This window comes from Pseudoalteromonas sp. HL-AS1 (assembly GCF_031198785.1).
Classification (GTDB): Bacteria; Pseudomonadota; Gammaproteobacteria; order Enterobacterales; family Alteromonadaceae; genus Pseudoalteromonas; species Pseudoalteromonas distincta.
This window is the reverse complement of record NZ_CP133569.1, coordinates 2,121,322-2,144,090: the sequence shown is the minus strand read 5'-3', so window position 1 is coordinate 2,144,090 and position 22,769 is coordinate 2,121,322. Positions and strand designations below refer to the sequence as shown.

The window sequence follows — 22,769 nt, the reverse complement described above, 5'->3', positions numbered from 1 at the left end:
AATGTGCTGTGATTAAGTTGTTAATTTATCTATTTTTGGTACGCAGCTCAGTTAATTACATTTGATTACAAAGTGAATCACTTTGGTTTCAGGTGTGTTTCGAATGTTTCGGTTTTTTGTTAGGTTACTGTTTTTAAATTGTATTTATTAATTAATACTGAAACATAATGTAACCTATGTACCTAAAGTAGTTATTCCATTTTATTGCATGATATAAATTGAGCTGCCATTAAGTTTTCGTTCAGTTAAAGACGCCTAAGTTGCCCACCTGACTCACTATTCTAATAAAAAGTGAGCATTACCAATAAAGGTAAATTTCCAACAAGTAGGGTTCTTTCATGAAAAAATCAACTCTTGGTTTAGCTGTAATTGCAGCGATCCCAATGTTCTCAAGTGTGCAAGTTTTAGCGGCAGACGAAGCTGCAAAATCAATCGAAAAAATTCAAGTGACGGGTTCTCGTATTAATCGCACTGATATGGAGACGTCAAGCCCTATTACCGTCATTGGCGATGATTTTATTACCAAAAGTGGTTATACATCAGTTGCTGATGTACTTTCAAATCAACCTTCAGTTGCAGGTACAAGCTTAGGTGGTACTAGTAATAACGGTTCAGGTGGTTCTGCAACAGTAAACTTACGTGGCATGAGCTCTCAACGTACCTTGGTTCTATTGAATGGCCGCAGAATGGTGTCATCTGGTACTGGCGCTGATTCTTCTGTCGATTTAAATACTATTCCAGTTGCAATGATTAAGTCTATTGAAATATTAAAAGATGGTGCGTCTGCAGTATATGGTTCTGATGCCATAGCTGGTGTTGTAAATATAATCACTAAGAAAGATTTTGAAGGCACGGAACTTAATATTGACGGAAGTAGAACAACAAAGAATGACGGGAATAATTACGGTTTTAGTATACTCCACGGTATGCAGGTAGCGGATGGTAATTTTGTCGTTGGCGCTCAGTACTCTGGTCGCGGAGAAATAATTCAATCTGATCGACGCTTTGTGGATGCAGGGCAATCATCTTGGATACCACAAGGTACATTAGGCGGTAAAACCTCCGTTGGTAATGGTGATTTTAAAGATAGAACGACTTCTTATGATTTCACTACATCTAGCTATGCACAAACACCCAATGATTTGTATAGTATTTTTACAAGCTATGATACTGAACTGGATTCAGATACAACTTTAAATATCGATTTAATGTATACGCGTCGTGAATCATCACAACAATTAGCACCGCAACCGATAACTATCGATTTAAAAACCGATAGACTAAATGCTAAATATACTAATTCATTTTCTAAAAATGGTACGCTAGCTGATACATTAGAATATAAAAGAAGGATGGCTGATGTTGGTCCTCGTCTCTATGAACAAGAAACTGACACCTACAGAGCCTCAGTGTCTTTACAGGGACTTTTAGATAATGATGCTAGCTGGGATATAAGTGCTACTTATGGGCGAAACGACTCAAAGGATAGCGTAAAAAATTCAATTAACGCTGTAAGAGTAGAAGAAAGTATTTATGCTAATCAGGATATTTGGTTTAGTGGCGAGCCTCTAGAACGCGACTTCTTAACAGCTAATAATTCAATATTTATGGAGAATAATGAAGGGGGCAATGAGCAGTTCGTTCTTTCTGCTGGATACAGCAATGTAACAGAAAGTGATATTGGTTATGCTATAGGTATTGAAAACCGTTTTGAAAGTGGTTTTTATACCCCTGATTTAATTACTCAATTAGGCGAAAGTTCTTCAGCACAGCAGGATTCTACAGATGGCGACTATTCTGTACAGTCGGTCTATTTTGAGACATCAATGCCAGTCTTGGAGTCTGTATCATTAGAAGGTGCGGCTCGTTACGATAATTATTCTACCTTTGGTGGTGAAATTACCTGGAAACTAGGTGCCACTTGGAATGTAACTGATGAATTTATGGTGCGCTCTGTATTAGCTACTGGCTTTAGAGCACCAAACGTTGCTGAATTATTTGGCGGAAATTCAGGTTCTTATGATTACTTATCCGATCCATGGGAAAATGCTACAGATGCTCAAATACTTGTAAACCGTGCAAGTGATGATGACCTACAAGCTGAAGAAAGCCGTTCATTCACTTTTGGTATGGTTTGGGAAGTTACTGATGGCTTATCAAGTACTTTAGATTACTGGAAGTTTGATATTACTAATGCAATTACTCGCTTGGATGTTCAGAATGAATTGAATTCTTGTTTTGCAGGCGATACAGATTCATGTTCATCAATTAAAGTGACTCAAGCTGGTGATTTATCTGACTTAACCTCTGTACTAACTAATGTTGGCTCTAAAAAAACATCTGGGGTTGATTGGAATATTAGTTACACTGGTGATAGATACAAGATCAATCTTGATACAACTTATCTAATTAAGTTTGAAGAAGATGACATTAATTATACAGGTACTATCGATGGCAACTTTGGTGGCTATTCTAAAATAAAGTCTAACCTTTCAGTTAATTACGATCTTACTGATTCATTAAACATCCTCTATAACGCACGATTCATTCGTGGAATGGATGGTGAATACTACGGCGAAAATTTTAGTACTGACAACATTATTTACCACGATGTTTCAATGAGCTATAACTTGAATGATGCATTGAGATTTACTGGTGGTATGAACAACATCTTCGATAAAGAGCCTGAGAAAGTATTAGGTGGTAACGATATGGGTACAGTTCCTGAGGTTTACGATGTAATTGGTTCACGTATTTTTGCAAGTGTAAACTACAAGTTTTAACTAGCACATTAATCGTATTAAGGCTCAGTATTTACTGGGCCTTTTTTATTGAACAAAATAAAGGAGACAAGTAGACTAAAACGATATTTTAGAAGGAGAACTGATTGTTAAAACAAGATGAGAACTTATCTTTTGTCATTGAACCAGAACTAACTCCTCGTTCTGAACAGCGCATAGATCTGTATTTTTCTATCCCTAATGAAATGGGGATCAACCCGCAAACACTTACCGAAGAATCTTACTTTAATAACCACTTTAAATCACACTTAGCGTATAACGCTAACAATATACACTTGCCTTTAGTGCGAAGCCGTTTTGTTAGTAAAAACAAAGGTGAGCAACAAGATTACCGGCAAAACCTTAATTTATTTTGTTATCAAGTACGTTTAGCCCTTGATGCCGACATTAAAGACGCGTTAAAAATTGATGAAGCCGATGACTTTTATAAACGTGCTAACGAGGTATATGAGCAAAGCGAAGGGCTTTTAAAAAAGCTACGTCGCTACACACCAGATGACGAAAAACTACTGCCATTTTTTACCAATGCCGATAACTATTTAAGTTGGCATGTTGAGCAATCTTTTTTAAAGCTTTTAGATGAAGGCCCACGTAGTAGCGATTATGCAAAAGAGCGTAACGATTTACTGCAGTTTTGTAAAAGCGAAAATACGTATCGAGCAGAAAAAAGCTACAACTCTGAAACAACCATGCAAGACGCAAATCGAATAACAAATAAAATGCGCTTGTTACAACGCTTAATTGAGCACGGCGTAATATTACAGCGTCAAACGCGGTTTCTTAACAGCTACCTTAAGCGATTAGTTAAAGGCACTGTTACAGCCGTTATTATGGCATTTGTGATGGTTGTAATACTCAATGCTCGCTCAACGTTTACGGAAGTCACCGCGACGCTTATTTTAATTTTAGGGGTTATTTACGGGCTACGTGAAATATTTAAAGAGGATATTACACGTATGATTTGGCGAGCCATTGTACAAGGGCGACCTAAGTGGCGATTTAGTTTTAAAAATAGTATTACCAAAGACAAAGTAGCGAGTCAGTTAATTTGGCTTGAATACATGCGCTTTAAAAAAATACCTAAAGAAGTGAAATCTATTTTTTCAAAACGTCGTCAACAAAATAAACAAGCTGCGCAGTGGTTACACTTTGCAAGTGAGACACGTGTTAGTGCGAAAGAATTTTTGCCCGGCTACGATACACTACAGCACACGCTACAATTTAATCTTGCACCATTTGCACGTTATTTAAAACGTGGTGAAGGGAAGCTATATCATTTAGACAGTAATAAAATTTCTAAGCAGGCTGTAGAAAGGCGTTATCAATTAAACATGGTACTTGTGCTAACTGAGGAAGATAAAACACTTTATCAACGCTATAAAATAACGTTAAATCGCAGTAAAATCGTTAATATTGAGCTTATCTACTCCAAAAAATGAGTTTAATTAATTTTAAAAGGGGCTGATACAATCAGCCCCTAATATTTGGTCACTTTATTTATTAGCTAAGCCATGTTTGCTATATAAAGTTACTTTGTCTGATACTAGTGTGATCTCGATATTTTTTGCTTCATCGCCCCATATACAGTTAGTATGCAGTGTTTTTTCAACACAGTTATCAGCACTGCCTAAAATAGTTTCAACTTCAGTCTTATCCATGCCTACTTTAATTTTTTCATAATTTTCAAGACTTACCTTAGAACAAGCCGCAAGGCTTAATGTAGCTGCGATGATAAGGAGTTTTTTCATTGTTATATCCTACTTAATATTAATGTTTGAATTTTCTGATCTGGACAATCATGCCCATTCGTGGATGGTCAAAGTAATGTACTTCACCACTAATTACACGTCTAAACTGAGAGAAACGGGCAGACTCTATATCGCCGTTTTCTAGCTTTTGGCTAATATCAAAATTAGCTGTAATGTATAAATAATGTCGTAAATGTATTTTAAATAAACCGTCTAGTTCCCACTCTGCTTTTGGTTGTTCTGGGTCGTTAAATAGCGCCGGTTGTGAATTCAATAAACTTACAAAATCAGGGTTTGAATAGCTAGGTGTTACATTGGGTTCATTTTTAAGATGCTTACCCGCTATTAAATGCATGCTTGGGGCGCGTGACTTGCTTGCGCCTTCAAAGCGCCAGCCAGTATGTAGAATAGGTGTTAAGCCTTTGCGGTCTAGTTGCCTATATTGCGCTTTAAATTGCAGCTGTTGCGGCGCTAATAAATAAATTTGCTGCATATCATCTTTAGCGGGTGCTAAAGGCGTTACAGGTAGCTCATCGTAGCTTTGTAGGTAGTCAATACTGTTGTCACATACACCCGATTGCGGGTTTGAATTAACTAATGAATCAGTAAAAGTGCGTTTTTGAAAACGCTCATCGCCATCTATGCAGGCCTGCATTGCTTGTTCAGTGTAAAGAGGGGTCAGTAAGTCTAGCGTATTTTTATCTTCAATAGCTTTGTGCTTAAGGCTAAAGTCTTCTTGTAAATACGGGGCAGGGCGCTGTTTAAATACAAGCACCTCAACCTCAAACCAGCGTTCTGCAAATGCAGTGCTGCTAAATAAGCAGCATAAAACAATAAGCGATTTTTTTAGCAACATTAATGGCTAACCTTTTTTTCGAAATCTGCAATCATTGCAGTGACCATTTTTAAGCGTTCGCGGGCATTTGCCTCACTAATTGCAAAGCGCAGTTTATTTGCGCCATCCATTTTGTACACCTTCGGTGCACTTTGTATCAAGCCAATGATGAAGCTAGGGTTAACCTTGGTATCTTGGCTAAACTCAAAGTAACCACCTTTTGGGTTTGCCTCAATTTTAGTTATACCTAAACTACTAGCTTTCATTTTTAATAATTGTAGGCTAAATAGGTTTTTAGCAGCATCAGGTAGTAAACCAAAGCGGTCTATTAGTTCTACCTGAAGTTCATCCATATCATCAAGGTTAGCACAACTTGCAATGCGCTTATACATACCCAAGCGTGCATTAACATCGTGTATGTAGTCATCAGGTAATAATGCAGCCAGCTTTAAATCTACTTCGGTTTGTTTTTGAAGTAGGTTTTCAAGCGTTGGTTCTTTACCTTCGCGCAGCGCATTTACTGCTTGTTCGAGCATTTCCATATACAAACTAAAGCCGATGGTTTGCATTTGGCCTGATTGATCATCGCCAAGTAGCTCACCCGCACCACGAATTTCTAAATCGTGTGTAGCGAGGGCAAAGCCTGCACCTAAATCCTCTAATGATTCAATTGCTTGTAAGCGTTTACTCGCATCTTTAGAAAGCGCTTTAGGATCACCTGTTAGTAAGTAGGCATACGCTTGATGGTGGCTTCGCCCAACTCGTCCACGTAATTGGTGTAACTGGGCAAGGCCGAGTTTATCTGCTCTGTCCATGATAATGGTATTAGCCGTAGGCACATCAATACCGGTTTCGATAATCGTGGTACATACCAGCACGTTGTATTTTTGATGATAAAAGTCAGTCATTATCTGCTCAAGCTCTTGCTCGCGCATTTGGCCATGAGCTGTGGTCACACTTGCTTCAGGTACCCATTCACTAATTTCTTGTGCAACACGCTCAATAGTTTCTACGTTGTTATGTAAAAAGTAAACTTGGCCACCGCGTTTAATTTCTCGCAGTACTGCTTCGCGTATAAGTTCTACATCGCGTTGGCGTACAAAGGTTTTTACCGCTAAACGTTTCGCCGGTGGCGTTGCGATTATCGATAAATCGCGCATGCCGCTCATGGCCATGTTGAGTGTACGAGGTATTGGCGTTGCAGTCAGTGTGAGTATGTCTACATCGGCGCGCAGTGCTTTAATTTTCTCTTTTTGGCGAACACCAAAGCGATGTTCTTCATCAACAATTAACAAGCCTAAATCGTTAAATTTAATGTCTTGTTGAATAAGTTTATGCGTGCCAATAACTATATCGAGCTTACCGTTGGCCATTTTTTCAAGTGTGTCTTTTTGCTCTTTAGTGGAGTTAAAGCGCGAAAGCACACCTACTTCAATAGGAAAATCAGCAAAACGGTCTTTAAAGTTTTCATAGTGTTGTTGAGCCAGTAGGGTAGTTGGTACTAAAATGGCTACCTGTTTATCATCGTTAACCGCTACAAAAGCAGCGCGCATGGCCACTTCTGTTTTACCAAAGCCTACGTCACCACACACTAAACGATCCATCGCTTGTTTTGATTGCATATCACCTAATACGGCTTCTATGGCGTTACGCTGATCGTCTGTTTCTTCAAACGGAAAGCTATCGCTAAATTGACGATATGCGGGGGCATCTAGAGTAAATTTATTACCAGGTTTTGCTTGGCGCTGAGCATAAATGTCGAGTAATTCAGCGGCGACATCGCGAACTTTTTCAGCCGCACGTTTTTTTGCTTTTTCCCATGCATCTGAGCCAAGCTTATGCAGCGGGGCGCTGGCTTCTTCACTGCCAGAGTATCGACTCAGCATATGCAATGCAGATACTGGCACGTACAATTTAGCTTCACTTGCGTAAGTAATTGTTACAAATTCAGTAACTACACCTGCAGCATCAATTGTTTGCAAACCCTGATAACGGCCAACACCATGATCAAGATGCACAACAGGTTGACCTTCTTTAAGCTCGGCTAAATTACGGATTAGCGCATCTTGGCTGGCTTCGTACTTGTGCTTGCGGCGTCTGCGCTGAGATACTTTTATGCCAAGTAGTTCTTGCTCGGTAATAATAGAAAGGCTTGGTTTAGTGCCAAGTACTACACTTTGCTCGAGCGGGCTTACTACTAAGCCTACATCACTTGCACTTTTTATAAATTGTTCGAGTGTTTCAAATTCTTTAAATTTTAAACCGCTTGGTTTTAAAATGCTCAGCAATGATTCGCGACGACCGTCCGATTCAACACTGAGTAATATGCGGCCTTTTTTCTTTTTTTGCTCTGCTACATAATTTATAAACGCGCCATAAGGTTCATGCTGTTTATGCTCAATACGAATGGCTGGCAGCTCGCTAACGCTTAAGTTTTTATTACCCGCTTTAGTGCCAAGCTTTGCAAGGGATAATCTAATACGTGCAAAATTGCCTAAATTAGAAAACAGCTCTTCAATTGGCTGATAAAGCGCATTAGGTTCAAGTAATGGACGAAGTGGGTCAACTCTGCGGTTTTCATAGCGTACATTTACATCGTGCCAAAAGTTATCTGCCGCATGCTCTAAATCACCCAGCTGCATAACGGTTGTTGTATCTGGCAGGTAGTCAAAAATAGTCGCGAGCTTTTCAAAAAATAATGGCATGTAGTATTCAATACCAGCAGGCCAGTTACCTTTGCTTACTTGCATGTATACTGAATCTTGCTGCGAGCTTGCGCCAAACTTTTCACGGTAGCTTATTCTAAAGCGTTCAATATCAGCGTCGTTAGTAGGAAATTCATGCGCTGGAAGTAGCTCAATTTTATCTACTTTTTCATCAGAGCGCTGTGTTTCTACATCAAATAAGCGAATGCTATCGAGTTCGTCATCAAAAAAGTCGAGTCTAAATGGGTGTGGGCTACCCATTGGGTATAAGTCAACGATAGAGCCGCGTATAGCGTATTCGCCGTGCTCCATTACTTGTTGAACATTTAAATAACCAGCTTGCTCTAAATTGTCACGAAAGTTATGTGTGTCTAGTTTGTCGCCTACTTTAAAGTTTATTGTTGAACCGTAAATAAATGAGGCCGGGGCTGTGCGCAACATTAAAGTAGATACAGGCACAATTAACACACTTTGTTGTTCTTTTTTTAAGGTGTTTAAAGTGGCCAAACGGGCTGAAATAATATCTTGATGGGGAGAAAAATGATCGTATGGCAGAGTTTCCCAATCAGGAAATACCATGACTGGGTTATTGGGTAATAAATATTCTAACTCTGTTTCAAGGCGCAGTGCACTTGGTGTATCAGGCGTAACAATTAAGACTAAGTTATCTTGTTGTTTAACGCCTTCAGCAATAGCAATACTTAAACCACTTCCGCTTAGCTGGCCCCATTGAATTTTATCTTTATGAGATTTTACCCAAGGCAATGCTGCCCATTGCTCAAACGCCATTTATTACTCCATTTATAGTTGGCTCTTAGCAAGTAAGAGCCATCTTGAGTTAAGGTTACTTAGTCTCGGTATATTTTTGTTAGGTCTTTATAGTGATCAATTCTTCGGTCACGTAAGAAAGGCCAAATACGTCTTACGTTTTCTGAGCGTTTTTGATCAATTTCTACTACTAAAATTTGCTCATCAGTATTATTAGCCTCTGCTAATAGTTCACCTTGTGGGCCTGCAATAAACGAATTGCCCCAAAACGAAATACCATCACTTTGTCCGCTTGGGTCACTTTCATGGCCAACGCGGTTACAGCTAATTACCGGCACGCCATTGGCAACAGCATGGGCACGCTGGCTAATAACCCACGCATCTTTTTGACGAGTTTGCTCAGCAATGTCGTCGTTAGGATCCCAACCGATAGCGGTTGGGTAAATTAATACCTCAGCGCCAGCCATTGCCATTAAACGTGCAGCTTCCGGAAACCATTGATCCCAACATACTAGCACGCCTAATTTACCCACCGAGGTTTGAATAGGCTCAAAACCGATATCACCTGGGGTAAAGTAAAATTTTTCGTAAAAACCTGGATCATCAGGAATATGCATTTTGCGGTATTTACCTGCAATACTGCCGTCTTGCTCTAATACAACTGCAGTATTGTGATAAAGGCCCGTAGCGCGCTTTTCAAATAAAGACGCGACAATAACAATGCTTAGCTCTTTAGCAAGCTCACCTAAGGCATTACTGCTAGGGCCTGGAATGGTTTCGGCTAAATCAAATACGTCAACATTTTCGGTTTGGCAAAAATAGAGGCTTCGGTGTAGCTCTTGGAGTACAACCAGTTTTGCACCTTTTTGAGCGGCTTCACGAATGGCACTTATTGATTTTGCCATATTGTCCTGAGCGTTATCGGTATTGCTTTGTTGCACTAACGCAACGGTTAATTTTGCAGGGCTTGTCATTGTGCTGCTCCAGCTAAAAATCCACGAGGTAATTGCATTGTAATACAGTGCAGGCTGCCAAATTGTTCAATAATTGGTTGGCAATTTACGCCAATAATAGTGTGTTGTGGGTATGCTTTTTGAACTTGCGCAAGAGCACGCTCATCATTGGCATCATTATACGTTGGCACAAGCACAGCATTATTAATAATTAAGTAGTTAGCGTAGGTAGCCGGTAAGCGTGTTTGCTCATCGTCATAAGCGGCTTTTGGCCACGGTAACTCAATTAAGTTATATGGGGTGTTATCGGCAGTTTTAAAGGTTTTTAGTTGTTTTTCCATCGCATCAAGTGCGCTAAAGTGCTCATCAGTTTTATCGTCACACTGCACATATACAAGGGTATTATTTGGTGCAAAACGCACTAAGGTATCAATGTGGCTGTCGGTGTCATCGCCCGCTAAATAGCCATGTTCAACCCACAAAAAACTGGTCGCGCCTAAGTGCTCTTTTAAAAGTGCTTCAATATCATTTGGGTTTAAATCAGGGTTACGGTTTTTATTAAGCAAACACTCACTGGTTGTTAGCAACACACCGTGCTCATTTATTTCAATACCGCCACCTTCAAGTACCATATCGAGCGCTTGATATTGGTTGTTTGTGCTACTTAGCTCTTTTACCAAAGTACGATTAATTTGATTGTCCAATGCGCTTTCAAATTTATTGCCCCAACCATTGAAAGTAAAATCATATACTTTTAATTGCTCTGGTGAATCAATAGCGGCGCAAGTAAGCGGACCATGATCGCGCGCCCATGTATCGTTAGTAGGCGTTACTACAAAATCAACACGATTAAGAGAGACGTTAGCACTATTTAGTAAAGCTGTAATATGCACTTTTAAGGCACTGTTATGCGCCACAATAACAAGCTGTTGCTGCGTTGTTATGTGTTTAGCAAGTTCAATATATACAGGTTCTACACGTGCTAAGTTGTCGGCCCAATCGGTGTCTTTATGAGGCCACGTAAGCATAACGGCGTCTTGCTCGGCCCATTCTGGTAAAAGTCTAAAGTTCATGAATTTTATATACTAATTAAGATGACGCTAGTTTAGCATTTTACATAAAGATGTCAGCTAATTATCACTGTTTAGGTCGCCTCGGTTTTGATCAAGTTCTTGACGTTTTTTAAGTTGGCGGGTTTGAGCATGTAAACTCGCTCTAACAATAAGTTCTTGGTCAGTAGTTCTAATTGCGGTAAAGAGCATAGTGTATTGGTAGTGTTCGCTATCTTGTTTTTCTACTGCTACAACTTCGGTGTAACAATAAACCGCAGAGGCCTCGTGGTGCAAAAACAGTTTGGTTCTAAATGCTTGGCCAATTGAGTGTACTTCAGGTGATGTAAAACGAATACCGCCACCGCCGTAGCTATCACATTGTATTGCGTTATCTTGGGCTTGTTCTGAGGCCAAAATATGGCTCATTATTAAATCTATTTTACGTGACTGCGCTTGTAAAAAAGTAGCTAGCTCTTGTGCTATATCGCCTAAGTTACGCAGTGGGCGTAATGAGCTTTGCTCAAGCTCACTTACTTCATTTGCTAATCTAAATAGTGGGGGAATGTCGTCTTCAAGCTCAAGCTGCGATTTAGGAACTTGTCCGGTTGATACGGGGAATAAATTTACTCTTATACTTTCATTAATTTGAAAGTACTGCTCAAACTCACCTAATCTTTCACTATTCATTATGTTCTCCACCACGTATTTATTTAATAGTAGCGTTGTGAGTACTAAATTGCTAGCAGATAAAATAACGCATAGCGGGCTAAATGCTTTGTTTACATTCAATTTTTAACATACAGATTATGAAAATAAATACACTAAGACATATTTAGGGTTAGTTATAAAAAAGCGGCCAATGTCATCCTAACATTGGCCGCTTGGGTATTGATTCATCAGCGTGTACTTATTTAAGTAGAGCGGCTAATTCATGTAAATCTTTCACAACGTGATCTGGTTTTTTAGCTAATGGGTAAAGTGCTTTACCTGGGCGTGCTATAAAAGTGGTTTGTAAGCCAGCTTCTTTTGCACCAGCAACATCCCAGCCATGGGCTGCAACCATCATTGCTTCATTTGGTGCTACGTTTAGCTTTTTAAGTACCCACTCATACGCACGTAAGTCTGGTTTGTAAATTTTAATATCTTCAATGCTGTAACGCGCATCAAAGTAAGACATTAAATCAGCGCTTTCAAACTGTGCCTTTACACCTTTGTTTGAAGAATTTGTAAGGCTTACTAACTTATAGCCCTGTGCTTTGAGTTTTGCCAGTCCTTCTTTAACATCGCTGTGTGGAGGAAGCGTTAAAAGAGGCGTAACAATAGCTGTTTTAGCTTGTTCACTTGTAATATCAATGTTGTTATTTTGAGCAACCATAAGAAGTGACGCCACACCGATTTGCCCAAAGTCGTGATAACTACCGCTTACAGTATCTACTAATGAATGATGCAGCATAGTTGAAAACCACAGTGGTAATAAATCTTCACGTCCGCCTAGCGCTTTACCAATAGAGGTACGCATTGACGTTAAATCAAGTAGGGTTTCGTTTACATCAAAAATAAGCACTTTAGGTTTTGCTTGTTCTTTTGGTTCATCAGCGACTGCATAACCAGATACAAGGCTTGTGCCCACAAGTAGTGAAATAGTAAGTGTTTTTAACGATTTTAAAATAGACATTAATTATTCTCCGATTCAAGTGCTGTCATAACATCAATAGGTTCTGCGCGTAGGGTGTAATCTTCGCTTAAAAATGCGTATGTAATAACACCTTCTTGGTTTATCACATAGGTGGCCGGTAGCGGTAATTTAAAGCTTTTATCGCCGTAGTAGTGCTCAAAATCAATACCAAATTGTGTATATAACGCTTGAATACGCTCATCAAGTGTAAACAACAAACCAAATTGCTCAGCTACTTTATTGCTCACATCGCAAAGCACGTCAAATTCAAGGTCGTTTTTTTGTGCAGTTGAGAGAGTTTCATCAGGTAGTTGTGGTGATATTGCGATTAACTGAGCACTTTGAGTTTTAAATTGTGGTAAGTAGTCGTTAAGTGCTTTTAGTTCTAAATTACAATATGGGCACCAGCCACCACGGTAAAAGCTAATGATTACCGGGCCTTTTTTTAATAAATCTGCAAGCTCAATGTTTTCGCCGTTATGGTTGGCTAAGCTAAAGTTTTCTACTTTTTGACCAATTTGCAATGCATTGTCTTTAATATGCTGTGCAATTAGCTCTTCGTTTGTAGTGTTCATTAGTGCCAAAACGTCAGCCGGTAATTTGGCATCTTTTTGTACGTTATAGGCATCTATTTGCGCTTTTAAACTCATGATTGAACCTCAATAATTAGACTATTTGCAATTATAGTGTTTTAGATATTTAAATAAACATTGCAATACTGAAAGCTTCATTCGAAAATATTAAACATTGAAAAGTGCACAATGGCATCTTTATGTATAATTTAAGCGACCTAGAAACATTTATAGCTGTAGTTGAAAATAAGGGCGTACTTGCTGCTGCCCGCGAGCAACGTTTATCGCCTGCAACGGTGAGCCATCGCTTAAGTAAACTAGAGCGTGAGCTTGCTACAGTACTGGTTTTTAGAGATAGCAGGCGAGTACGGTTATCTCCCGCAGGTGAAATATTTTATACGCGTGTGGGGGCTATAATAGAAGCTCTACACGATGCTGAACATAGTATTGGCGCGCGTAGCTCATCGGTGAGTGGTTTACTACGCGTGACCATGCCGCCTTGGGTTTTTTCAAAATACGTAATGCCTAAACTCAATGAGTTTGAGCAAGCTTACCCTGAACTAAAGCTTAATTTTTTAATAACGGATCATTTTGTAAATGTGGTTGATGACGCCCAAGATGTTGCAATTAGGGTGGGAAAATTAAATGACTCAGGATTACTTTCTCGTAAAATCGTAAACAATAGTCGCATACTGTGTGCAGCCCCTAGCTACATAGAAAAGTACGGCATGCCTGAAAATTTAACGCAATTGAGTGAGCATTATTGGGTTTGCCTGCCGTGGCAACGCCAGTTAAAGCTTTTTGACGAACACAAAAAAATACATACCTTTAATGCTAAAACTCGTTTTACTATTTCAAACTCCGATAATATGACACAAGCTGCTATTGCAGGTCATGGTATTGCTATTAAGTCAAAAATAGCGATTAATGAAGATCTTAAAAACGGTATTTTGGTTGAAGTTATGCCAGGGGTAATGGCACAAGATGATGCACCGGTTTGGTTTTTACGTCCGCAAAATAGTTTAACAACCCGCAAAACCGATGTATTTTATGATTTTATGAAATCACTATTTTTGAGCTGCGAATAAGTGTTTAAATGAGCGTTTTACTCCAGTTAAAAACAAATAACCAGTAAGCTCTGCAAGCAAGGCAACAATTATGGCTGCAACAATGGCGGCTATAATAGAGTCTTTTTTCAAAATGATTTGACCTTCAAAGCGTTGCCATACTTGTTGTTTTATATCGCTCATGCCACTGATCAGAGTAAATATATACGGAGATTTCTCAAACCTATTTACGGCTATCTGTAAATCTTGCTGTCGCTCGTAAAGAGTACTGATATTACTTGCCCCTTTGTTCACAATTTCATCATCAATATTTTGATAGTGTTTTATTAGCTTATTTAAATCATTATTGAAATACTTAGCTGCATCGCTTTTAAAAGGCGCAACGGCATTATTAGCTTCAATTAATTGGGCTGATAATGCTTGGCCAAAATCGCTTACAAATGCAGGTATTTGCACTCCAAGTAGTAAACCGAATGCAAAGAAACTAAGTCGTATATAATCTAAAAGTTTACTCATTTATCTTCCTATGCATTTAAATAACCCAGAATTAACATTTGAGCTTGTTTTTATGTCAAAAACTCGTAATCTATTGGGGCGTGTTAACCTTTGTGGATTGAAATTTATTCAATCTAGGTACGATTTAATCGCGGCGCGAGGTTTGTAACCTAGCGGGCTAAGTCAAAACCGAGCAACAAAGAGTTAATCGTCCCTAGATCGAGCTCAAAGGGCAGCGCATGTTTGGCATTTATACTGCGTTATGCACCTATTTATGGGGAATAACCACACTACATAGGCTCTGCCTTGCCTAAATACCAAACGTACTGCTGTAAATTCAACCACGAAAGGCCAACACGCCCTAATAATAAAAATAACAACAGGTGGATGTTAAGGATGACGAAAAAAGTAAAGTTCACGTCAACATTTGTTGATATTTCTAAACAGCTCAAACGTTTTGTATCGCGCATTGTTCAACCCGACGATGTAGAAGATATTGTGCAAGAAACTTTTGTAAAAAGCTATGAAGCTGATTTAAAACAAGACATCCAGTTTACCCGCAGTTATATGCTAAAAACAGCAAAACATCTAGCACTCAACCATATAGCTAAATGGGACAACAAATTTAATGATTCGTTAGAAAATGATAACGAATTACCCGTATTACTCAAATCAATGAAGCTCGAAGACGAATACACATCTAAAGAGCGTTTTTTACTTTTTTGTAGAGCTACTGAGCAACTAAGCTCATCGATTCGTAAATGCTTTATATTAAAAAAAGTTTACGGTATGAGCCAAAAAGAGATAGCAGACCAAATGCAGTTAAGCCAAAGCACTGTTGAAAAACACATTGCCAAAGGATTGTTACAAACCATGTTGTATATGCGTGAACATGAGCAAAGCCCTCAAACGAACCCTAAAGCTCAGGCACATCCTATATCAGTTAAGAGGGTCGCAGAATGAGTAATGTTCATCAATTTAATTCAAAAGATTTAATCTTAGAAAAGTCATGTGATTGGATAAGCGCGATTGATCGTGGTTTAACTGATGATGAAAAAGAGCAATTTAAATTATGGATGATGCAAAGCACTGCACATCAAGACTCTATATACGAGCTTGCTCAGCTTTGGGATGAGCTTTCAGTATTAAACGAATTAAGTCATTTATTTCCTCAGCGCAACAATACTAAAACATCAAAAAACAAGTGGATGTTTTCTTACTCAATTGCAGCGAGTTTGTTTGCAGCGTTAATGGTATGCAGCTACTTATTAATTAACTTAGAAAATGGCTACAACCAAGAGCTTGCTAAAGTTAATTACACTAAAATTTACAAAACAAAAGTAGGCGAGCAAGCAACGTATGTGCTGCCAGACGGCACCATAATGCAGCTTAATACTAATAGCTTACTAGAAGTTGCTTATAGCAAAGGTCGCAGACAGTTATTACTTAGTCGTGGGGAAGGGCGCTTTAATGTAGCAAAAGATGCCACGCGTCCGTTTAGTGTTATGGCTGGTGATAAAAGTTTTACCGCGTTAGGCACGGTATTTAATGTACAACGCAATACATCATCAGATTTAGAACTGGTGGTTACTGAGGGCAAAGTGATGATCACCGATCCAAGTATAGCGGTTGATGCAAATGACTTTAAAGATTATCAACTTGCAGATAATAGCACGAAAAAAATTCGTCAAATTAATGCCAATATTGTTACCTCAGGCGAAAAAGCAGTTATTGAGCAAAGTGTTACAAAACCAATTACGCAGCTTTCAATGAACGACGTACAACGCGATTTGGCATGGCAAAACGGGATGCTTATTTTTAATGGAGAAGAGCTAAGCGATGCTTTAAATGAAGTAAGCCGCTATACAGCCACACGTTTTGAGCTTTCATCAGCTGAGCTTGCCAGTATTAAAGTGGCTGGAGTATTTAAAGCCGGTGACGTTGAAGGTTTACTAGAAAGTTTACAAACTAACTTTTCGATTGATCATGAGCGTTTAGGTGAGCATGTAGTAACGCTAAAACACCATACAGAATCATAAGTAGGCGTTATGCAAATCAAACTAATGTTAGGTAAAGTTGCATCAATAAAGATTGAACGTAAAAAAAACATTAAAAAAAAGAAACAAAACCATAGAGGATTTTTGTTTGTCAGCTGTTTATATAAGTTGCGCAGTAACCAAACGCATTTATTGAGTGGATTTAGTGTGCTTGCACCGGCTATTTTTAGTTTAAGTGTACAAGCAGCAACTCAAACCACTGGGCAAATGGTGCAATTTGATATAAAAGCGCAGCGAGCAGACAAAGCCTTAATTGAATATGCTAAACAAACAGAGCAAACCGTGGTGTTTTCTTATGAGTTGGCAAAGCAGTATGACGCAAATTCAGTTTATGGATTTTACACTCAGCTAGATGCTCTAGAGGCATTATTAGGTGGGACTGAGCTCGATGCGGTTGTTGATCAAAATGGTTTACTGAGTATAAAACTCAAACAAATCAACAGGAATGATAACAACATGATGAAGCTTTCAGCGGTCAGTGCAGCAGTATTACCAGCTTTACTTGCAGTAAATTCGCAAGGTGTAAACGCAGCAGAAGAAGTCGCTCAAGAAAAAATTGAAAAAATCGCTATTGTCGGTAGCCGTGTAGCAGGACGTTCAGTTGAAGATTTACCCGTTCCAGTAGATATCCTAAGTGCAGAAGCGCTTGAAAATACGGGCCAAACAGAAGTTGGTCGTATGCTACAGTCTATCGCCCCTTCATTTAACTTTTCAAGCTCTGCAATTAGTGATGGTACTGATGCTTTAAGACCTGCGACACTTCGCGGTTTGGGCCCCGATCAAACATTGGTGTTAATTAACGGCAAACGTCGTCACCAAGCAAGTATCATTCATATTAATGGCTCTGTTGGGCGTGGTACCGCAGGTACTGACATGAATGCAATTCCAGCTTCTGCAATTAAACGCATTGAAGTATTACGTGATGGCGCTGCTGCTCAGTATGGTTCTGATGCAATTGCTGGTGTTATTAATATTGTACTTAAAGATGGTAGCGAAGGTGGCAAAGCGGCTATTAACTACGGTCAATATTCTGAAGGCGATGGCGAAACCATTAACCTTGATTTTAATAAAGGCTTTGCGCTAGGTGATGACGGTTATTTAAATACAACTATCAATTACCGTGACCGTGCACCGACTAACCGTGCCGGTTTACATGGCTCTTGTCAGTTTTATGGTTGTACAGAACTAAGTGACGGCACTTTACTTGCTGGCGATCCGCGTGAGCTGACAGCCGATCGTGATACATTCAGAATTGGTGATGCTGATTCTCAGCAGTTTGGTTTAACAATTAATACCGGTTACGAGTTAGGTGATGGCGAGCTTTACGGCTTTATTACTTACTCAACACGTGAAAATGAGTCGGCTGCATTTTTCCGTCATAATGCAAATGCAGGTGGTAACCCAGTACTACAAGATAATGATGCAACGATTCCGCTAGGTTTCTTACCAAAAATTAATACAACTATCGACGATATCTCGTACAACTTTGGTTATAAAACTGAGTTTGATAACGATACAAGCCTTGATTTATCTTACACCTATGGTGAAAACAGCATTGATTACACGACAAGTGACACTATCAATGCCTCATACGCTAACTTTTTACGTTATGACCAAGGTTTAAGTGCTGCTGATATTCGTACAACTATCCCACGTGAAGCGTACGCTTACGGCATGGAATTATCACTGCAAACAATCAATATTGATTTTACGCAAAACTTTGATGATTATTCTTTAGCAATGGGTGCAGAAATCCGTACTGACGAATATCGCATTTTAGAAGGTAATAAGTACGCATACCGCGATTACGATACAACCAACGGTGTAAGTATTTACAACGGCTTAAGTGGTGGTGTTGGTTCTGAAGATGCATCAGGTGGTTCACAAGGTTTTGGTGGTTCAGCTCCTGCGTCATCAGTTGATGAATCGCGTGATGTAATTTCATTTTACATAGATGCAGAAGCTTATGTGATTGAAGATGTAATTTTATCTGGTGCACTTCGCTACGATAACTACAAAGGCTTTGGTGATACAGTAAACTTTAAGCTTGCTGGTAACTGGTCTGTAACCGACGATATTTCATTACGTGGTGCATTAAGCTCAGGATTTAGAGCGCCTTCAATGCAGCAGCTTTACTTTAATAACGTAAGTACGCAATTTGTTGTTGGTACTAATGGTAATTTAGTTGCAGAAGAAGTTGGTACATTTAGAAATGATTCAACACTTGCGCAAAGTTTAGGAATTCCTAAACTTAAAGAAGAAAAATCACAAAACCGTAGTTTAGGTATTGTGTATAACGTTACCGATAATATTGATGTAACCGTTGATTACTACTCGATTGATATTGACGACCGTATTGTAATTAGTGATCGCTTAGGTAAAGGGTTATCTACAAGCCTTGATGCAGCACTAAACAGTGCTGATGCTGGCGTAGGGCAGTTTTTCTTAAATGGTGCTGATACAGAAACTCGTGGTGTTGATTTTGTAGCAACGTGGAACACCGAAGGTTTAGGCGGCACGCTTGATTTTACACTTGCAGCTAACTTTACCAAAACAGATGTTGTATCGTTGTTCTCTCCTGCTGGCTCAAGCCTTGAGACAGTAAAAGTAGAAGATATATTCTCAGCTGAAGATATCTCTATTATAGAAGAGTGGCAACCAGAGGACCGTATTAACTTAAGTGCGCTTTATCAACGTGATGATTGGACTGTTAACCTCTCACTTAATCGTTTTGGTGAATACACAGTAGAAGATGGCGGTCGTCAAACGTATGGTGCAGAAATTTTAACTGACGTTAAAGTTAACTACTTCGTTACTGAAGACTTATCAGTAAATATTGGTGCAAATAACTTGTTCGATGTTTACCCAGATAAAAATGAAATAGGTAACTCTCGCTCAGGTACTATTGTGGATGCTAGTGGCAACACAGTAATAAGTAGCTCAGGTGTGTTTGACTACTCACGTCGTTCGGCTCCGTTTGGATTTAACGGTGCTTACTACTACGTAGGTGCAGAATATCGTTTTTAATTACTAACCTAAACTCTGGTTAAGATATTTAAACTTTGATTTCTCTTGCCAGAGGTTTTCAGTGAAAACAAGGCGAATTTATGCGTCAATAGCTGGCCTATTGCAATTAAATTCAACGCAGTTAACGCTGAAAATAGCTGTTAGAGATAGATTTATTAGCCAGAATTTAGGTTAAGCAACTCTCCCTTTTGTTATTTAACTCAAAGGGCCGTAAGGCTAATGCCGATCAGTTAAGAAAATGACCGGTTGACCGATCCAAACGATCATGCAAAATCCGTAGTTAGGAAACTAACTACGGATTTTTTTGTGAATATAGAACAAGCACTGCAAGCAACACTTGAAGAAAGCAGCCGATACCATACCTTTGAAAAATTATCAGAAATTCTTGACCCTGAAATCATTGAACAAGGTTTTCAACAAGCAGGGATTGCAACCGTTCGTAAGCGAAGATTACCGCTTGAAGCCGTTTTGTGGTCAGTTATTGGCATGGCATTGTTTCGAAAAGAACCAGTTTGAAATATCGCTAATAAGCTAGATATCATGTTACCTGGCAAGAACCCACTCGTTGCTCCAAGTGCGATGGTACAGGCGAGACAAAGGTTAGGTGATGATTCCGTTAAACACGTTTTCAATAAATCTGCTCAATCAATGTATAAGCAACAGTCATTCGAAACATGGAATGGTTTGAACCTATTAGCTGTTGACGGTGTTGTGTGGCGAACAGCCGACACGCCTGATAATCGTAAAGCCTTCTCTTCAGGTAGCAACCAATACGGTGATACAGCCTTTCCTCAAATACGCATGGTCTGTCATATGGAATTGACCAGCCATCAACTGCTCAGTAGCGAGTTTGATAACTATAAAACCAACGAGATGAAATTAGCTGAGCGTTTAATTGAACGTACACCAGATAATTCACTGACTATGTTTGATAAAGGATATTATTCTTTAGGCCTGTTAAACCGTTGGCACCAAACTGGGAAGATGAGGCACTGGCTGATACCAGCAAGGCCCGACTTACAGTATGAAATCATCTCCAGCGCGGGTAAAAATGACCATATCATTGAATTGAAAACAACAAAGCATGCACAAAAAAACTTTCCCGATGTTCCTGAAACGATTAAAGCGAGATTAATCAGTAAAACAATAAAGGGCAAAAGCTACCGTATATTAACCTCGATGACGGATAGATTGCGTTATCCAGGTAATGAAATTGTTGAATTATATTGTCATCGTTGGGAGATAGAACTTGGGTTTAGAGAAATCAAACAAACCATGCTTGATAGCGCATACCATTTAAGAAGTAAGCGCCCAGACATGGTGCGTCAGGAGCTATGGGCCGTGTTACTCGCCTATAATTTAATACGAAGAATAATGACGATGGCGGCGACAGTTACAGGGATATGGCCTAACCAGCTTAGTTTCTCTAGCAGTTCGATGGCTGTCATTCAGTATTTCTCGTCAGTATCTATAATGAGTCCAGGAAACATTCCAATACACTGGCAGCACTTACTCAATACACTGGTCTTATTTAAGCTTCCAGCTAGACGAGAGGATAGAAGATATCCCCGATGGGCTGACGAATCCCCAAAACGTGACAGGCACAGCAATTTATGATCTTATGTAAATCACCACAACCCACATAAGTCACAACTGCTATGCCTGAGACATCAGTTTGCCATAAGTACTTTAAACATGCATTAGCGCCATTCAATAATGCCAGAGTAAAAACATTACTAAGCTGCAGTAATGCATTAATTTCGGGCAATAAACTTACCTTAACTGAAATCGGCAGAAATTTGTCTGGCGCTGTGGATGTAAAACATAAAATAAAACGCGTTGATCGCTTCTTAAAAAATACTCACCTCTACAATGAAAGGGTCGCTATCTATGAAACATTAGCTCATCCTATTATTGACTCTTTACCCATGCTTGCAATTGCCGTTGACTGGAGCGGTGCCTGTGGTCACGACTATCACTTACTGCGAGCAAGCTTACTTGTGGATGGGCGCTCTATCGTGATTTATAACATGATTGTTGAGCAGAAGGATTTTGATAGCCCAGCAACCAACAGCCTGTTTTTAGATGAACTTTATGAAGTGCTTGGACGACATCCTAGTGTCTATATTGTAACAGACGGCGGCTTTCTTACGCCTTGGTATAGTAAAGTACGCGAACTTGGTTGGCATATGATAGGTCGATTAAGAGGCTCAATGAAGTGTAAACTAGCCATGCAATCACAATGGCATACATTAAAACAACTTAGGGCTGGTGCCAGCGATATACCTAAGGCGTTAGGTCAAGCACGACTAACTCAGTCCAGCCCGACAGCATGCGATGCATTTTTACACGTATATCATGGAAAAAATAAAGGAAGAAAAGGAAAAAGCAGATTTACGAAAGATACAAAAATGTATCAAAACTTAGCTAAAGAGCCATGGTTACTCGCGACATCAGACAATACAATGACGAGTAAGCGAGTAGTTGGTTTATATAGTAAAAGAATGCAAATAGAGCAAAATTTCCGCGATGACAAAAGTTTGAGATATGGTTTTTCGTGGCGTTTTAGTAAAAGCACCGGCATAAATAGAATAGGAATATTATGCTTGATAGCCACAATAGCGAGCACTGCGTTATGGTTTATAGGGTGTGAAGCAGAAAAAAGAAAGTGGCATATAAAATTTCAAGCAAATAGCGTTAAGAATCGCCGAGTTCTTTCATTTTTAACCTTAGCCAAGCAAGTCATAAAGCTATGTAAGAGACGTATTACACAAAGCTATATAGAAAAAAGTTTAAAAAACTTTATTTTGAATTACGAAAAAGAGGCCGCTGGATAAAGTGGGGATCCCTCAGCCCGAAGGGTTCTGCCTAGGGGCAATTAACTCTTTGTTGCTCGGTTTTTACTTAGCCCACTAGGTTACAAACCTCACGCCGCGATTAAATTGCCCCTAAATTGAACAAATTTCAATCCACAAAGGTCAACACGCCCTAAGGCTGAACGACTAATTAACCTC

At 39.3% G+C, this 22,769-nt stretch carries 16 protein-coding genes and 1 pseudogene; 8 read left to right on the top strand and 9 right to left on the bottom strand.

Going from position 1 to position 22,769, the window contains the following annotated elements; translation table 11 throughout:
• The first annotated feature begins 338 nt into the window (after nt 1–338).
• Both RB214_RS09960 and RB214_RS09955 read left to right on the top strand, forming a co-directional pair.
• On the top strand, nt 339–2,783 hold the full coding sequence (locus tag RB214_RS09960; RefSeq protein ID WP_309166520.1) for a TonB-dependent receptor: 2,445 nt from the start codon (nt 339–341) through the stop codon (nt 2,781–2,783).
• A 104-nt stretch (nt 2,784–2,887) separates the two neighbouring features.
• Nucleotides 2,888–4,240, top strand: coding sequence for a hypothetical protein (locus RB214_RS09955; RefSeq protein ID WP_309166519.1), 1,353 nt, complete (start codon nt 2,888–2,890; stop codon nt 4,238–4,240).
• 54 nt (nt 4,241–4,294) lie between these two features.
• Here the strand turns inward: RB214_RS09955 and RB214_RS09950 are convergent, their stop codons facing one another.
• The 8 genes from RB214_RS09950 to RB214_RS09915 form a co-directional block, all read right to left on the bottom strand.
• Nucleotides 4,295–4,549, bottom strand: a complete 255-nt coding sequence (locus RB214_RS09950; RefSeq protein WP_002961511.1) for a hypothetical protein — start codon at nt 4,547–4,549, stop codon at nt 4,295–4,297.
• A gap of 19 nt (nt 4,550–4,568) precedes the next feature.
• Nucleotides 4,569–5,405 (bottom strand): peptidoglycan binding protein CsiV, encoded by an 837-nt coding sequence (locus RB214_RS09945; protein WP_309166517.1) that lies wholly within the window; start codon nt 5,403–5,405, stop codon nt 4,569–4,571.
• Nucleotides 5,405–8,878, bottom strand: coding sequence for a transcription-repair coupling factor (gene mfd / locus RB214_RS09940; RefSeq protein WP_309166515.1), 3,474 nt, complete (start codon nt 8,876–8,878; stop codon nt 5,405–5,407). Before mfd ends, RB214_RS09945 begins: the two co-directional genes overlap by 1 nt.
• 59 nt (nt 8,879–8,937) lie before the next feature.
• Nucleotides 8,938–9,831, bottom strand: a complete 894-nt coding sequence (locus tag RB214_RS09935; RefSeq protein WP_309166513.1) for a carbon-nitrogen hydrolase — start codon at nt 9,829–9,831, stop codon at nt 8,938–8,940.
• Nucleotides 9,828–10,883, bottom strand: a complete 1,056-nt coding sequence (locus RB214_RS09930) for an agmatine deiminase family protein (protein WP_309166511.1) — start codon at nt 10,881–10,883, stop codon at nt 9,828–9,830. Before RB214_RS09930 ends, RB214_RS09935 begins: the two co-directional genes overlap by 4 nt.
• 57 nt (nt 10,884–10,940) lie before the next feature.
• Nucleotides 10,941–11,549, bottom strand: coding sequence for a PilZ domain-containing protein (locus tag RB214_RS09925; protein ID WP_024597238.1), 609 nt, complete (start codon nt 11,547–11,549; stop codon nt 10,941–10,943).
• 220 nt (nt 11,550–11,769) lie between these two features.
• Nucleotides 11,770–12,537, bottom strand: coding sequence for a haloacid dehalogenase type II (locus RB214_RS09920; RefSeq protein ID WP_309166509.1), 768 nt, complete (start codon nt 12,535–12,537; stop codon nt 11,770–11,772).
• A complete protein-coding gene (locus RB214_RS09915) occupies nt 12,537–13,187 on the bottom strand; it encodes a peroxiredoxin-like family protein (RefSeq protein WP_024597236.1) in 651 nt (216 codons plus the stop codon). Before RB214_RS09915 ends, RB214_RS09920 begins: the two co-directional genes overlap by 1 nt.
• A 122-nt stretch (nt 13,188–13,309) precedes the next feature.
• Here RB214_RS09915 and RB214_RS09910 point away from each other — a divergent pair, with 122 nt between their 5' ends.
• The gene (locus RB214_RS09910) at nt 13,310–14,197 is read left to right on the top strand and encodes a LysR family transcriptional regulator (protein WP_309166505.1); all 888 of its coding nucleotides are present in this window, start codon (nt 13,310–13,312) and stop codon (nt 14,195–14,197) included.
• Here the strand turns inward: RB214_RS09910 and RB214_RS09905 are convergent.
• The gene (locus RB214_RS09905) at nt 14,177–14,692 is read right to left on the bottom strand and encodes a DUF2937 family protein (RefSeq protein WP_309166504.1); all 516 of its coding nucleotides are present in this window, start codon (nt 14,690–14,692) and stop codon (nt 14,177–14,179) included. The two genes, RB214_RS09910 and RB214_RS09905, sit on opposite strands and share 21 nt — an antisense overlap.
• A gap of 375 nt (nt 14,693–15,067) precedes the next feature.
• Between RB214_RS09905 and RB214_RS09900 the strand changes: the two genes are divergently transcribed.
• The 5 genes and pseudogenes from RB214_RS09900 (at nt 15,068) to RB214_RS09880 (ending at nt 22,592) form a co-directional block, all read left to right on the top strand.
• A complete protein-coding gene (locus tag RB214_RS09900; protein WP_002961494.1) occupies nt 15,068–15,634 on the top strand; it encodes an RNA polymerase sigma factor in 567 nt (188 codons plus the stop codon).
• Nucleotides 15,631–16,710, top strand: a complete 1,080-nt coding sequence (locus RB214_RS09895; RefSeq protein WP_309166499.1) for a FecR domain-containing protein — start codon at nt 15,631–15,633, stop codon at nt 16,708–16,710. The genes RB214_RS09900 and RB214_RS09895 overlap by 4 nt, the downstream gene beginning before the upstream one ends.
• 9 nt (nt 16,711–16,719) lie before the next feature.
• Nucleotides 16,720–19,755 carry a TonB-dependent receptor gene (locus RB214_RS09890; RefSeq protein WP_309166498.1) on the top strand — a complete coding sequence of 1,012 codons (3,036 nt, stop codon included), beginning with the start codon at nt 16,720–16,722 and terminating at the stop codon, nt 19,753–19,755.
• A 306-nt stretch (nt 19,756–20,061) separates the two neighbouring features.
• Nucleotides 20,062–21,372: pseudogene (locus RB214_RS09885) on the top strand (IS4 family transposase).
• 41 nt (nt 21,373–21,413) lie between these two features.
• Entirely contained in the window at nt 21,414–22,592 is a 1,179-nt protein-coding gene (locus RB214_RS09880; RefSeq protein WP_309166496.1) for an IS4 family transposase, read from the top strand.
• Nucleotides 22,593–22,769: the final 177 nt, after the last annotated feature.